13 protein-coding genes, 2 tRNA genes and 1 pseudogene are annotated in these 13,242 nt (G+C 73.0%); 4 read left to right on the plus strand and 12 right to left on the minus strand.

Annotated features, from left to right (window positions below):
• Positions 1-261: 261 nt before the first annotated feature.
• Both FGW37_RS33850 and FGW37_RS10665 read left to right on the plus strand, forming a co-directional pair.
• The gene (locus FGW37_RS33850; protein ID WP_281394815.1) at positions 262-390 is read left to right on the plus strand and encodes a hypothetical protein; all 129 of its coding nucleotides are present in this window, start codon (positions 262-264) and stop codon (positions 388-390) included.
• Positions 387-1,922 (plus strand): NADH-quinone oxidoreductase subunit NuoF family protein, encoded by a 1,536-nt coding sequence (locus FGW37_RS10665; protein WP_179080855.1) that lies wholly within the window; start codon positions 387-389, stop codon positions 1,920-1,922. The genes FGW37_RS33850 and FGW37_RS10665 overlap by 4 nt, the downstream gene beginning before the upstream one ends.
• A gap of 72 nt (positions 1,923-1,994) precedes the next feature.
• Here FGW37_RS10665 and FGW37_RS10670 read toward each other — a convergent pair.
• Positions 1,995-2,067, minus strand: a tRNA-Ala gene (locus FGW37_RS10670).
• A gap of 190 nt (positions 2,068-2,257) precedes the next feature.
• Between FGW37_RS10670 and FGW37_RS10675 the strand changes: the two genes are divergently transcribed.
• Positions 2,258-3,682, plus strand: coding sequence for a glycosyltransferase 87 family protein (locus FGW37_RS10675; RefSeq protein ID WP_246430346.1), 1,425 nt, complete (start codon positions 2,258-2,260; stop codon positions 3,680-3,682).
• Here FGW37_RS10675 and phsA read toward each other — a convergent pair.
• The 9 genes and pseudogenes from phsA to FGW37_RS10720 form a co-directional block, all read right to left on the minus strand.
• Positions 3,648-5,408, minus strand: a pseudogene (gene phsA / locus FGW37_RS10680) (O-aminophenol oxidase PhsA); the annotation flags it as partial. The gene FGW37_RS10675 and the pseudogene phsA sit on opposite strands and share 35 nt — an antisense overlap.
• A gap of 147 nt (positions 5,409-5,555) precedes the next feature.
• Entirely contained in the window at positions 5,556-5,789 is a 234-nt protein-coding gene (locus FGW37_RS10685; protein WP_058044482.1) for a hypothetical protein, read from the minus strand.
• Positions 5,790-5,913: 124 nt separating this feature from the next.
• A tRNA-Ala gene (locus FGW37_RS10690) sits at positions 5,914-5,986 on the minus strand.
• Positions 5,987-6,098: 112 nt separating this feature from the next.
• Entirely contained in the window at positions 6,099-6,755 is a 657-nt protein-coding gene (locus FGW37_RS10695) for a histidine phosphatase family protein (RefSeq protein ID WP_179084624.1), read from the minus strand.
• Positions 6,752-7,201, minus strand: a complete 450-nt coding sequence (rsfS, locus tag FGW37_RS10700; protein ID WP_179080857.1) for a ribosome silencing factor — start codon at positions 7,199-7,201, stop codon at positions 6,752-6,754. Before rsfS ends, FGW37_RS10695 begins: the two co-directional genes overlap by 4 nt.
• Before the next feature lie 98 nt (positions 7,202-7,299).
• Positions 7,300-8,928 carry an LCP family protein gene (locus FGW37_RS10705; RefSeq protein ID WP_179080858.1) on the minus strand — a complete coding sequence of 543 codons (1,629 nt, stop codon included), beginning with the start codon at positions 8,926-8,928 and terminating at the stop codon, positions 7,300-7,302.
• Positions 8,929-8,962: 34 nt separating this feature from the next.
• Positions 8,963-9,568 (minus strand): nicotinate-nucleotide adenylyltransferase, encoded by a 606-nt coding sequence (gene nadD / locus FGW37_RS10710; protein WP_179080859.1) that lies wholly within the window; start codon positions 9,566-9,568, stop codon positions 8,963-8,965.
• Positions 9,569-9,623: 55 nt separating this feature from the next.
• On the minus strand, positions 9,624-9,788 hold the full coding sequence (locus tag FGW37_RS10715; protein WP_179080860.1) for a hypothetical protein: 165 nt from the start codon (positions 9,786-9,788) through the stop codon (positions 9,624-9,626).
• 128 nt (positions 9,789-9,916) lie between these two features.
• Complete coding sequence (locus tag FGW37_RS10720) at positions 9,917-10,084, minus strand: hypothetical protein (RefSeq protein ID WP_179080861.1); 168 nt, start codon at positions 10,082-10,084, stop codon at positions 9,917-9,919.
• A gap of 76 nt (positions 10,085-10,160) precedes the next feature.
• Between FGW37_RS10720 and FGW37_RS10725 the strand changes: the two genes are divergently transcribed.
• Positions 10,161-11,324: a M48 family metallopeptidase gene (locus FGW37_RS10725; RefSeq protein WP_179080862.1), complete on the plus strand. Its 1,164-nt coding sequence runs from the start codon at positions 10,161-10,163 to the stop codon at positions 11,322-11,324.
• Here the strand turns inward: FGW37_RS10725 and FGW37_RS10730 are convergent.
• Positions 11,321-12,415 carry an SCO2583 family membrane protein gene (locus tag FGW37_RS10730; protein WP_179080863.1) on the minus strand — a complete coding sequence of 365 codons (1,095 nt, stop codon included), beginning with the start codon at positions 12,413-12,415 and terminating at the stop codon, positions 11,321-11,323. The two genes, FGW37_RS10725 and FGW37_RS10730, sit on opposite strands and share 4 nt — an antisense overlap.
• Before the next feature lie 155 nt (positions 12,416-12,570).
• Positions 12,571-13,200, minus strand: coding sequence for an SCO2584 family spore wall biosynthesis protein (locus tag FGW37_RS10735; RefSeq protein ID WP_179080864.1), 630 nt, complete (start codon positions 13,198-13,200; stop codon positions 12,571-12,573).
• Positions 13,201-13,242 lie beyond the last annotated feature (42 nt).

Here is a 13,242-nt window from a genome sequence, read left to right on the forward strand (position 1 = left end):
AAATCCCCTCGCACAGGAGGGGACGCCGCGCCGATGCCGACCGTGGTCACCGGTCGGTACTGATCAGCGCGGCCCGCTAAGCAGAAGGCGTACGGCACGCATGGGGTCAGGTTACCGCAGGGGCCGAAGGGACCGCATCGAGGTTCAGGCCCTGGTACGGCTGCGCCGAACGAACCGACGTTAGCAGTGGTGAGACCCCTCGCGCCGGGGTTGCGCAAAGCGGACCGCACGCCGCCGGTGGGCTCCCTACGGTGCCGTGCCATGGACCTCCTCGACTTCCCCGACCGCACCGGTGGCGTCCTCGGCCCGGCCCTGCTCGCCGCGACGGTGGTCCAACGGCGCATAGGGGCGTACCGGCCACGGCCGGGCGCTCCGGGCCGGGCCCGGTGAGCGCCGCGCTCCCCGAGCAGCCGGCGGTCCTCTCCCTGGGGCCGCCGCGCCTGCTGGCCGGGCTGGACAGGGCGGCCCGGCTGGACCGCAGCGCACACCTGTCGGTGCACGGTTCGCTGCCCCGGCACACCGAGGAGCAGCTGGCGGCGCTGGCGGAGGCGGTCGCGCTGCGCGGCCGCGGCGGCGCGGGCTTCCCGTTCGCGCAGAAGCTGCGGGCGGTCGGGCGGATGGCACAGCGGCGCAGCGCGCGCCCCGCGGTGGTGGTCAACGGCTGCGAGGGCGATCCGTCCTGCCGCAAGGACGCCGTATTGCTCGGCCGGGCGCCGCACCTGGTGCTCGACGGGGCCCTGCTGGCCGCGGCCGCCCTCGGCGCCGGCTCGGTGGTGGTCGGGGTGACCCGGGCGGCGGCCGAGGCCTCGGTGCGGGAGGCGCTCGCCGAGCGCGGCCTCACCGACCGGCACGGGCGGCCCGTCCGCGGCCTGTCCGTGCGCGCCCGGGTGGTGCGCCTGCCCGAGCGGCTGGTCTCGGGCGAGTCCTCGGCGCTGCTGCGGGCCGCCGACGGCGGTCCACCGCTGCCGCCGGGGCGGCACGGCAGAGCCTCGCAGGAGGGGCTGAGCGGGGCGCCTACGCTGCTGTCCAACGCCGAGACCTACGCCCAACTCGCCCTCGCCGCCCGCCTGGGGGCCGAGGGCTATGCGGCCGCGGGCACCGCGGGCGAGCCCGGCACCGTGCTGCTGACCGTCTCGGGCGCGGTGCCGGAGCCGCAGGTCGTGGAGGCGCCGAGCGGGGTGCCGCTCGCCTCCGTCCTGACGGCCTGCGGCGCCGCCCCGGCCCCGCAGGCGGTGCTGACCGGCGGCTACCACGGCGCGTGGCTGGACGCTGCGGCGGCGGCCGCGGCCCCGGTGTCGTACGAGGGCCTGGCCGCCCGTGGCGGGACGCTCGGGGCGGGGGCCGTGCTGCCGCTGCCCGCGGACACCTGCCCGCTGGGCGAGACGGTACGGGTCGCGCACTGGCTGGCCGCCGAGTCGGCCGGGCAGTGCGGGCCGTGCCGGCTCGGGCTGCCCACGCTCGCCGGGGCGCTGGCGGACGTCACGGCCGGCGGCGGCCAGGGTGCGCTGGAGGCCGTACGGGAGGCCGCCGGGGCGGTGCGGGGGCGCGGGGCGTGCGGGCATCCGGACGGTGCCGCGCGGTTCGTCCTGAGCGCGCTGTCGGCCTTCACGGACGACCTCGCGGCGCACGTCCTCGGCGCCGGCTGCGGGCGCCCGACGGCCGGGGTGCTGCCGCTGCCCCCGTCCGGCGGCCCGGACGCCGCCACGGGCGCCCCGCGCCGCGTGGAGAGGCTGGCGGTGGACTGGACGCTGTGCAAGGGGCACGGGCTGTGCGCGGACCTGCTGCCGCAGCTCGTCCGCACCGGCCCGGACGGCTATCCCGCGCTCGCGGACGCGGGGGTGCCGGACCATCTGCGGGGCCGGGCGCAGCGGGCCGTGCGGCGCTGCCCCGCGCTGGCCCTGCGGCTGGACAAGGAGCGTTAGCGGCCCGGCGCCGGCGGGTTACGGAAACGAAAAAGCGGGCCGTCCGTTTCCGGACGACCCGCTTATTTCCTGTGGAGCTAAGGAGAATTGAACTCCTGACCTCCTGCATGCCATGCAGGCGCTCTACCAACTGAGCTATAGCCCCGTGTTCTCTTTTCCACCGGGCGGTTCGGGTCGTTTCCCTTGCCGTTCCCCCCGGCGACATCGACAACATTACACGGAGACCCCCGCCACCTGCCAAATCGGCCGCCCGGCAGCACCGGGAACCTGGGCGAATGAGATAACATCGCCCCCTATTCGCCCGATTTGTCACTCGTGAAACCGGAGTGCTCCTCGTGCCAGCCCGGCCCGGCCGCCCCGGCCGCCGCAGCACCCTGGCCGCCGCCGCGGGCTGTCTGGTCTCCTTCTGCCTCTTCCTGCTGGCCCAGCGGGCCTGCCACGTCACCTCCGTCGACGTCCTCGTCTACCGCGCCGAAGGGTGGACCGTCCGCACCGGCGGCGACCTCTACGCGATGCGCGCCACGCACCGCGGCCTGCCCGCCACCTACCCGCCCTTCGCAGCACTCCTGTTCACCACCCTGACGCTGCCCGGCACGACCGCTCTGCGCATCCTCACCGAGCTCGCCAACCTCGGCCTGCTGCTCGCCCTCGTCCACCTCTCCCTGCGGCTCGTCGACGTCCGCCCGCGCCCCGCCGTGACGCTCACGGCGGCCGCCCTGTGCGTCTGGTGCGAGCCCGTGTGGCAGACCCTGCGCAACGGGCAGATCAACCTCCTCGTCGCCGTCCTGGTGCTGTGGGACCTGACGCGCCCCGCGGCCCACCGCTGGGCGGGCCTGGGCACCGGCCTCGCGACCGGCATCAAGCTCACCCCCGCCCTGTTCGTCGTCCACCTGGCGGCGACCGGCCTCGCCCGGCGCGCGGGCGGAGGGGGCGGAGCGGGCGGAGCGGGCGGAACAAGCGGCGCGGGCGGAACAGCCGGCGCGGGCGCGGCGGGCGCCGGGCCATGGCTGCGCCGGGCCGCCGTCGCCACCGCCGCCTTCGCCGGGACGGCGGTCTTCGCCGCACTGGCCCTGCCCTACGACTCGCGCCGCTTCTGGACGGACGCCGTCTTCGCCACCGAGCGGGTCGGCCACGCCGAGGACACCGCCAACCAGTCGCTGCGCGGCATCCTCGCCCGGCTCCTGCACACCGGCGACCCCGGCCTGTGGTGGGCGATCACGGCGCTGGCCGTCACGGTGCTCGGCCTCACAGTCGCGGTCCGGACGCAGCGCTCCGGGCCGCGGGCCACCGCCTGGGGCGCACTCTCCTGCGCGGCCACCGCACTGCTCGTCAGCCCCGTCTCCTGGTCGCACCACTGGGTGTGGTGCGTACCGGCGGGGCTGCTGCTCGCCCGCGAGGCGGCCGCCCGCGGCAGCCGCGTCTGGTGGGCGGGCACCGCGGTGGCCGCCGTCCTGTTCTGCTCCTACGCGCTGTGGCGGGTCCCCCACGACGCGCAGACCCGGCCGGAACTCCGGCAGAACGGCGGCCAGATGCTGCTCTCGGCCGGCTACCCGGCGGCCGGGGCGGCCTTCCTCGCCCTGGCCGCCCTCCGGACCGCGGGCGCCGGGCCGGGCCGCCGGGCCCAGGGCGGCGTCAGTGACCGTGACCCCCGTGGCCGCCGTGCTCCCCGTGATGGAACTTCAGCACTTCACCCGGCATCACCACGAACGGACGCATCATCCCCATGTCCTCGTGCTCCAGCAGGTGACAGTGGTACATGAACCGGCCGCGCGCCCCGCGGAAGCGGCCGATCACGTTGACCATCTGCCCGGCCGGCACCTGGATCACGTCCTTCCAGCCCGCGTCGCCCTCGGACACCGGCGCCCGGCCCCCGAACTCCAGCGGCGCGCGCGTGCCGCCCAGGGCGACGTCGAAGGGGCTCTGCGGGCCCGCGGGGTAGAGGTCGCGGCTGAGGACCTGAAAGTCGATCAGGTGGATGTGCATCGGGTGCATCGGGCCACCCAGGTTGAGGAAGCTCCACTGCTCCCAGCCGTCGTAGGTGACCATGAAACCGAGCGCGTCGTCGAAGGTCCGGGCGGTCCTGCGGTACGTGCGCAGCTTGCCGTCCGCGCCCTTGACCTGGATCACCCCCTCGCCCGGGACCTGCACGTCGCCCGGCTCGGCCTTGCGCATCTCCCACATGCCCGGGTGGGCGTTCCCGGCCGTGCCGGGCGGGACCAGCGCGATCAGCCGGTGCTCGTGCTCGGGCACCGTGTCGTGGGTGAGCCGCTCGAAGGAGCTGGAGATCACCGACGGCAGCACGAAGGGGTCGCACTCCTCCTCGTCCGCCACCCGGAACTCCATGACCTGCGGATAGGGCACCCCCGGGGCCTCGTTGACCAGCCGGACGCGGCGGCCCCGCAGCAGCCCGAAGTCGATCAGCAGGTCCATGCGCTCGGCGGGCGCCACGGACAGCGGCCCGTCCAGCGGCAGCGGGCGGGGCAGCAGCCCGCCGTCCGTGCCGATCTGCCAGGCCGCCCCCCGCACCGGCGCACCGGTCTCCTCGTCGACCAGCCGCAGCGCGTAGGTCCGCGCGTTGGAGGCGTTGAGCAGCCGGAAGCGGTACCACTGGGCCGTCACGTCCAGGTAAGGCCAGATGACGCCGTTGACAAGGGTGTACGGGCCGTTGAAGGAGCGGGTGACGTTCTTGCCCTGGGCGTCCTTGCCGACGATCACGGTCTTGTGGAGCAGCCGGCCGGTCAGCTTGCCGTCCGGGTCCTGGTCGAGGTTGCGGTCCTGGACGATCAGCGGGATCTCGCGCTCGCCCGAGGGCAGGTGCAGCGCGTCCTCCTCGGCGTCCCGGACGAGGTACATCCCCGCCAGGCCCGCGAAGACGTTCCAGCGGGTGATGTCCATGGCGTGGTCGTGGTACCACCAGGCGACCGCACGGTGGTCGTTGGGATATTCGGAGAGCTGGCTGTCGCCCGGCGAGACGGCGTTCTCCGACCAGCCGTCGTTGCCGCCGCCGGTGGGGGCGCCGTGCAGGTGCGTCACCGTCCAGGCGGGCAGCGCCGCGACGTCGGCCAGCGGTACGGCGCCGCTGCGGCCGGGCACGCTGTCGGGCGCCGGGGCGCCGGGCACCTGTGCGGCCTCCACGGCGGTCACCGGGTGGGGGCCGGTGAGGCGGTTGCTCCAGGTGATGCGCAGCCGGCGGCCGCGGCGCACCTCGATCGTCGGCCCCGGGACGTGGCCCTCGTAGGCCCATACGCGGGTGGGCGGCAGCTGCGAGTGCAGCCGGACCCAGGTGGTGGTCTGTTCGATCTCGATGCCGCGGAGCGCTTCGGTCCGGCCGGGACGCAGCACCGGCGGGACGCGCAGGGCGTCGAGAAAGGGTGTGAGTTCGGCCACGGCCTCTTCGGAGCCGGCCGGGCCGATGACAGTTTCGGTCACGCGGTGTCCTCCGCATGCTTCCCCCGTGCCGCCGGCCGTTCCCGGCGGCAGCTTCACCCCTCAGGACGCGTGCGTCCCTGGCGGGGGTTGCCGGACATGAAGGAAATCCGGGGAAATAACGGGAAACCACAGGTTCCGCCACACCGTGGCGTGTGGTCGTGTGCGTTCCGGTGCCCGGCCCTTCCGACCGGGGGCCGGCGGCCGTCAGGCCGTGGCGAAGGAGTAGAAGCGCTTGAGCGTGCAGTGCTCGTCCAGCAGCCGCCCGTAGATCGGCTCGCCTTCCAGCTCGCGGTAGGTCTCGATGGGGTCGCCTTTTATGATCAGCGCCCGTGCGCACTCCACGCACCAGTACTGGAAGGCGGAGTTGAGCGGTTCCATGTCTCGGACGATCGGCGTGCCGCTGCCGCACCAGTCGCACTTCCGGCTGTGAGCACCCATGGGTCAGCCGTTCCCTCCCCTTCGGCCCGTCCTCCGCTCCCGACGACCGGATTCTGCCACGGGAATGTGCCGGTAAAGCAAACGATCCCGCCTCCGGTGACGGAGACGGGATCATTTCGAACTGTGGAGCTAAGGAGAATTGAACTCCTGACCTCCTGCATGCCATGCAGGCGCTCTACCAACTGAGCTATAGCCCCGCTGTTCTCAGGTCTTCCGGCGTTTCCCCCGGCGTTCCCCGCGAACAAGAAGAACTTTAGCCTGCCACCTGCCCGGATGTGAAATCCGGGCCCGGGGGCTCCCCGGGGGCGCTCAGTCGTCGTCGCCGAGCACCGGCTCGGGGAGCGTCCCCGCGTTGTGCTCCAGCAGGCGCCAGCCGCGCGCGCCCTCGCCCAGCACCGACCAGCAGCAGTTGGTGAGGCCGCCCAGCGCCTCCCAGGAGTGGGACTCCAGCTGGAGCAGCCGGCCGATGGTGGTGCGGATGGTGCCGCCGTGGCTGACGACGACGAGCGTGCCGTTCTCCGGAAGCTTCGCGACCTGCTCCAGGACGACCGGGGCGGCCCGGTCGGCAACCTCGGTCTCCAGCTCACCGCCGCCGCGCCGGACGGGCTCGCCACGCTTCCACGCCGCGTACTCCCCGCCGTGCCGCTCGATGATCTCGTCGTGCGTGAGGCCCTGCCACACGCCCGCGTACGTCTCGCGCAGCTCGGCGTGGGTGGTGACCTCAAGGCCCGTGACGGCGGAGAGCTCCGCCGCCGTCGCCGTGGCCCGCCTGAGGTCCGAGGCGATGATCACGTCCGGCCGGAGACCGGCCAGCAGCCGGGCGGCCCGGCGCGCCTGCGCCACGCCGGTCCCGGTCAGCTCGATGTCCGTGGAGCCCTGGAAGCGGCGCTCCAGGTTCCAGGCAGTCTGGCCGTGCCGCCACAGGACGATGCGGCGGCCCCGGCCGCCGCTCTTGCCGCCGCTCAGCTCAGCTCACCGTCCACGCCGCCGAAGTCCGCCTCCGCGGCCTGCGCGCGGGAGTGCTCCTCGCCCTTGCCGCGGGTCGCGACGGCGTCGGCGGGCAGCTCGATCTCCGGGCAGTCCTTCCACAGCCGCTCCAGGGCGTAGTAGACACGCTCCTCGCTGTGCTGCACGTGGACGACGATGTCGACGTAGTCGAGCAGCACCCAGCGGGCGTCGCGGTCGCCCTCACGGCGCACCGGCTTGGCGCCGAGCTCCTTGAGCAGGTGCTCCTCGATCTCGTCGACGATCGACTTGACCTGGCGGTCGTTGGGAGCCGAAGCCAGCAGGAAGGCGTCGGTGATCGACAGTACGTCGCTGACGTCGTACGCGATGATGTCGTGCGCGAGCTTGTCGGCGGCCGCCTGGGCGGCGGCCTTGATGAGCTCGATGGAGCGGTCCGTGGCGGTCACAAGCCATGCTTTCGTCGAAGAGGATTCGGGTACCCATCAAGGGTCTCACGACCCACCGGCGACCCTCCTGGCCATTACGGCCGGCCTCCGGGCGGCCCTCAGCCCTTGTAGTCCCTGCCCAGGACCACGGTGACGTCGGCCGTCGTCGCGTCCTTCGCCTGCTTCACCGCGCCCGCCGGCAGCCCCAGCGTCTTGGCGACCTCCTTGGCCTCCGCCGCCCGCCGCTCGTCCGCGTAGAGCACCGCCGAGGCCGTCGCCGCGGATCCCGCCGTGCCGCCGTCGATCACGCTGTAGCCGCTGTTGACCAGCGTGATCTGGGCGGAGGTGGCGGCTCCCTTGCCGCCTGTGGCGTTCTTCACGCTCACCCGGGGCGTCGCGTCACGGTCGGTGTTCTTCACCGTGCCGCCCAGGACCTCCTTGACGACGCCTCCGGTGGCCTTCTCGCCGAGGGTGCCGTCCTTCTCCACGGGCAGCAGCGCGGTGGCGTACGCGCCCTTCCGGGCCAGCGCCGCCATGTGGGCCAGTGACGCACCCAGCTGCTCGGTGGAGAGCGAGGGGTCGGGGATCTGCGCGAGCGACTCCACGGTGCGCGTGGCCGAGGCGCTGTCGTCCGGCATCTTCTTCAGCACCGCCTGCATGACCTGTCCGAACCGGGCGAGCTGCTTGCCCTCGTCCTCGCCGGGCCCCCGGAAGGTGGCGTAGGCGACGGCCGTGCGGCCGCTCAGGCTCTGCGCGCTGCCGCGCCGGACGGCCGGGCTGTCACCGGGCTTCTCGCCGGGGACGTCGGTGTCGGTGTCGGTCTCGATGCCGCCGACGAGCTCGACCAGGTTCTCCAGGTAGGGGGTGTCCAGCCGCCAGCTGCCCTTGATGTCGGAGCCCAGCAGCGTGTTCAGGGCGTCGCGGGTGGCGCCGGTGCCGTCGTCCTGCACGGACTTGCCGAGCGTGGTGGAGCCGGCGCCGCCTTCCTTGGCGACGGCCAGGGTGTTCGGCAGCAGGACGGTGGTGGCCTTCTTGGTGGTCTCGTTGTCGACCAGCAGGGCGGTGGAGGAGCCGCCGCCGCGGGTCTGCCGCAGATGGACGACGATCACGTCGCGCTGCTGCCCCCCGCCGGTCGCGGCCGCGCCCTTCTCGCCGTCCGAGCCCGTGAGGAACAGGTAGCCGGCCGCACCGCCCAGCGCGAGGACGAGCACCACGACGAGGGCGACGACCCGGTTGCGGCCCTTGCGCTTGCGCTCGTCGCGCCGCTCGGTGCGGCTCTCGCTGAACTTGAGCCAGTCGATGACGTCCTCGGAGTCCTCGTCGGGCTCCTCGATGAACGAGAACTGCTCGGTGCGGTAGTCCACTGCCGCGGTGGGAACGTCGTCGCGGCCGGGGGCCTGCGCTCCCGGCGCCTGGGGGCCCTGCCCCTCGGCGTACGGCGGGCCCGCCTGCCGTGGGATCCACTGCTGCTGGGCCTGCTCCTGGACCTGCTGCTGAAGAGGCTGCTGAGGGGACTCCTGCACGGGCATGCCGTACGGGTCGTAGCCGCCCGCCGCGTCGTACCCGCCGTACCCGCCGCCCTGGGCCCCGTGCACCGGCTCCTGCGGAGGGTGGGGCTGCTGCTGCAGCGGCTGACCGTACGAGTCGTAGACCCGCTCGGGGGCGTCCGGGTGGTACACCGGCTGCCCGTAGGCGTCGTAGCCGTACACCTGCGGCTGATGTGCGTACGGGTCCTGTCGGTCGTTCACCGGTTCCCCTCAGTGCCCCTCGGTTCCGTGCCGCTCAGCGCCGGTAGAGCTTGCGCTTGTTGATGTAGCGCACCACGCCGTCGGGGACCAGATACCAGACCGGGTCGCCCTGCGCCACGCGCGCGCGGCAGTCGGAGGAGGAGATGGCGAGGGCCGGCACCTCGACGAGGGAGACGCCGCCCTCCGGCAGCCCCGGATTGGCCAGTATGTGGCCGGGCCGGGTCACGCCGATGAAGTGGGCCAGGGAGAACAGCTCCTCCGTGTCCCGCCAGGTCAGGATCTGGGACAGCGCGTCGGCGCCGGTGATGAAGAACAGGTCCGAGTCGTCGTTGAGGGCGGCGAGCTCACGGAGCGTGTCCGTGGTGTACGTCGGCCCGCCACGGTCGATGTCGATCCTGCTGACCGAGAACTGCGGGTTCGACGCCGTGGCGATCACCGTCATCAGATAGCGGTCCTCGGCCGGGGACACCTCCCGGTGGCTCTTCTGCCACGGCTGCCCGGTCGGTACGAAGACCACCTCGTCCAGGTGGAAACGCGCGGCCACCTCGCTGGCGGCGACCAAGTGGCCGTGGTGGATCGGGTCGAAGGTGCCGCCCATCACGCCGAGCCGCCGCTTCACGGGCCCTGTCTGCTCTCCCATGCGTGCAGACCCTACTGGGCGTGGCGGAGTGCCGGACCCGCAGGGACCGGCTCGCTCAGCGGTCGCGGTTGAAGCGGGTGGTGACCCACAGCAGGAGCAGCAGGATGACCAGGGCGGCGCCACCGGTCATGTAGGGGCTGATGCTGGCGTGCGTGTCGACGTGCTCGCCCTCGGAGGCGAGGGTGGCGAGGGCGGTGTGCGCTGAGGCGAAGGCAGTCATCGTCGGCAGGACCTATCCGGGACGGTAGCGGGCAGAGATTTCTGCCACATCGTATGCGGGTGCCGCGGCCGGGCTCACGCCGACTCCACGCTCGTGCCGCGCGCCGGGGGCGCGGAACCGGGCCCGCGTCAGTCCTTCTTGTAGCCGCGCAGCAGAAACCAGGCCAGGAAGACGATGCCGACGACACCGACGATGAGCACGGTGCGGAGGACCACCCCCGGGCCCTGGTCGTCCTTGGAGACGGCGAGGAGCTCGGTCACGCCGGGCTGGGCGGCAAGTGCATGCAGATGGGGCATGTCTCCACGGTAGCCCTGTCGGCGGCAGCGCCTAGGGTGGGGTCCGGAAGGTGCATACGCCGCCGAGGGGGTCTCGATGAGTGACAGCAGCAACGGCAGCAACGGCCACGCTCCCGGGGAGCGACTGCCGGGGCGGCAGCGCAAGCGCTTCCCGGACGTCTCCTCACGCGCCTACGAGCACCCGGCGGACCGCTCCGCCCTGGTGGCGCTGCGCAAGCTGAGCGGCTTCGACACGGTCTTCAAGGCGCTGAGCGGGCTGCTGCCCGAGCGCAGCCTGCGCCTGCTGTTCCTGTCCGACTCGGTGCGCGTCGGCGAGCAGCAGTTCCAGCACCTGCACACGATGCTCCTGGACGCCTGCTACATCCTGGACCTGCCGAAGGTCCCGCCGATGTACGTCACCCAGGATCCGCAGCCCAACGCCATGTGCATCGGCCTGGACGAGCCCGTCATCGTCGTGACGACGGGCCTGGTCGAGCTGCTGGACGAGGAGGAGATGCGGGCCGTCGTCGGCCACGAGGCGGGGCACGCCCTGTCCGGGCACGCCGTCTACCGCACGATCCTGCTGTTCCTGACGAACTTCGCGGTCAAGGTCGCCTGGATCCCGCTGGGCAATGTCGCGATCATGGCGATCGTGACGGCCCTGCGCGAGTGGTTCCGCAAGTCGGAGCTGTCCGCGGACCGGGCGGGCCTGCTGGTCGGGCAGGACGTCCAGGCGTCTATGCGCGGCCTGATGAAGATCGCCGGCGGCAATCACCTGCACGAGATGAACGTGGACGCCTTCCTCGCCCAGGCCGAGGAGTACGAGGCCGGCGGGGACCTGCGCGACTCCGTCCTGAAGATCATGAACATGCTGCCGCGCAGCCACCCGTTCACGACGGTGCGGGCCGCGGAGCTGAAGAAGTGGTCCGAGAGCCGGGACTTCCAGCGGATCATGGACGGGCACTACCCGCGGCGTACGGAGGACAAGGACACGTCGGTGACGGACTCCCTCCGGGAGTCCGCGAACCACTACGCGGAGTCGGTGCGGTCCAGCAAGGATCCGCTGATGGGGCTGGTGCGGGACATCGCCGGCGGAGCGGGGGACCTGGGCGGCCGGCTCCGGGACGTCTTCACCGGGCGCCCAGCGGGCGGCCCGGGAGCCTCGGGAGGCCCGGGAAGCCCGGGAGACTCGGGAGGCCCGGCGAACGGTTCCCCCGAGAAGGGCCCGGAAGGCCCCTCTGAGGGCGGCGGGAAGGCTTAGCGGCCCGGCGGCGCCGGCTGGGCGCCGACCGCCAGGGAGCCGCACACCGCGGCGGTGGCCGACCCCGTGGCGTACGGGTCCGTGGCGCCCGGCACGGATCCGTCCGGCTGCTGGCCGGCCAGCAGCGGCCGCAGGTAGACCTCGTCGTCGGCCGAGCAGGACTCGGGCCCGGCCTGTACGTAGCTCTGCACCACGATCAGGTGGTGCTCCTGCAGCCCCTCCCGGTCGAAGCGGAACTTCATCACCCGCCGCACGGTGAACAGCGACGACTTGTCCGCGTTCGCACTGCGGTCGGCCGCCTCCTTCGCCGGGCGCAGGGCGTACACGAAGGTGTGGTCGGCCGAGACCTCCAGCGTGGCCGGGCCGCTCTCGGCGATCGAGAAGACACCGCGGGTGCGCACGGGTGTGTCGACGAGGGCCACCTGGGCGGGGTCGAAGCGCACGAGCCAGCCGGTGGCGGCGTGCCGCCCGTCGTCCACGGGCCGGTCGAAGCTGCGGTCGAACTGATCCAGCTGGGCGGGATCCAGCAGCAGCCGGACGGTCCGCTGGGCGCCGCCGGTGAGCACGGCCGGGTCGAGCGCCGACTTCACCGTGTACTCCTTGGCGGCGGCGAGGGCCGCCATCACCTGGCTCTCGGAGAAGTGCTGGGTGCTGCGCGCGGCGGGCAGATTGACGCCTTCGGCGCCCAGCCGGAACTGCGCGGCGGAGCTGCGGTCGAACAGCTCCTGCGCGCTGCCGCCGGGCACCGGGTCGTGCGGCGCGAGCGGGACGAGTGTGGCCCGCATGGGCTCGGCGACGGGCACGACGGGGTCCTTGTAGGGATGGCGCAATCCCATGTAGACGGCCGTGCCGAAGGCCAGGGCTATGAGGATCACCAGGACGATCACCTGGCGGGAGGTGCTGACCCGGGACCACAGGTGGCGGTTGCGGACCGCGAGCGCGTGGTCACCCATGCGCTCGCTGGCGGAGAGCTCCTGGAGCCGGGCAGCGCGCACGAACGATTCGTCGAAGACGACGGATCGGTATTCGTCGTCCCCACCTGCCGGGACACCCTCGGGCGTGCCCTCAGGTGGGTCTCCAGGCCCGTCCATACATCAAGAGTAGGTCTGCCGGGGCTTCGGTAAACGCCCTGGTACACGACAAGTTCCGAAGAAAATCTGCCTGCCGGGGCCACGCACATATGTGCTGGTCACAGCCGTTGCGGGGGGTGAGCCCGTGGCCCCGGACCGGTGGTGTCCGGCGTCCCTCAGGGCCGGGGCACCGCCGAGGCCACCGGAGGCTCGGAATCCGCCGATACGGAGGGCAGCGGTCCCGGCCGCGCCCCCGCCGGGGCGTCCACCCCGCTGGTCGCGGGCGGCGGACCGGAGCTCGGCCGATTGCCCGAGGAGGCGCTGCGGTAGACGGCGGCGAAGGCGAGGGCCACCACGCCTATGCCCATCACCACGGCGAGCACCCAGGCCACCGGGCGGTGCCAGCGGGCATGGCCCCGGTAGGGCCGCCGGAGGCCGCCGTGGCGGCCGTACGGCCCGTAGGCGTCGTCGGGGTCGAGGTCGTGGGTGAGGGTGGGCCAGGTGCCCGCACGGCCCGGGTGGTACCCGGGCGCGGCGCCGCCGAAGCCGTCCTCGTAGTCGTCGTAGGGATCGTCGTCGGCGGAGCCGGCGCCGGACCGGGAGCGCTGAGCGGACTGCGAGGTCTCGCTCTCGGCGCGGGCCCGGTCGGCGGCGAGCATCCGCTCGACCGCGGAGGGCTCGTGGATCCTGGCGGACCGCACGAACTCCTCGTCGAAGACCACGGAGGCGAAGGGATCGTCCCCGCTGCGGTAGCTGTCGGGCTCCTCGCCGTCCGGGAACGGCTGGCCCCCCACGTCGTCCGGCACTCGTCCAGCGTAGCCCCGGAAGGGTCAATCCGTGCGGCCCGT

Origin of the sequence: Streptomyces rectiverticillatus, from assembly GCF_013394065.1 — a bacterium.
Lineage (GTDB): Bacteria > Actinomycetota > Actinomycetes > Streptomycetales > Streptomycetaceae > Streptomyces > Streptomyces rectiverticillatus.

Excerpts from the sequence above, each read along its gene's own strand:
- FGW37_RS10720 (WP_179080861.1), bottom strand. The coding sequence starts at position 10,084 with ATGCCCCATCTGCATGCACTTGCCGCCCAGCCCGGCGTGACCGAGCTC.
- nadD (WP_179080859.1), bottom strand. The coding sequence starts at position 9,568 with ATGGGAGAGCAGACAGGGCCCGTGAAGCGGCGGCTCGGCGTGATGGGC.
- FGW37_RS10685 (WP_058044482.1), bottom strand. The coding sequence starts at position 5,789 with ATGGGTGCTCACAGCCGGAAGTGCGACTGGTGCGGCAGCGGCACGCCG.
- FGW37_RS10730 (WP_179080863.1), bottom strand. The coding sequence starts at position 12,415 with ATGGACGGGCCTGGAGACCCACCTGAGGGCACGCCCGAGGGTGTCCCG.
- FGW37_RS10725 (WP_179080862.1), top strand. The coding sequence starts at position 10,161 with ATGAGTGACAGCAGCAACGGCAGCAACGGCCACGCTCCCGGGGAGCGA.
- FGW37_RS10715 (WP_179080860.1), bottom strand. The coding sequence starts at position 9,788 with ATGACTGCCTTCGCCTCAGCGCACACCGCCCTCGCCACCCTCGCCTCC.
- FGW37_RS33850 (WP_281394815.1), top strand. The coding sequence starts at position 262 with ATGGACCTCCTCGACTTCCCCGACCGCACCGGTGGCGTCCTCGGCCCG.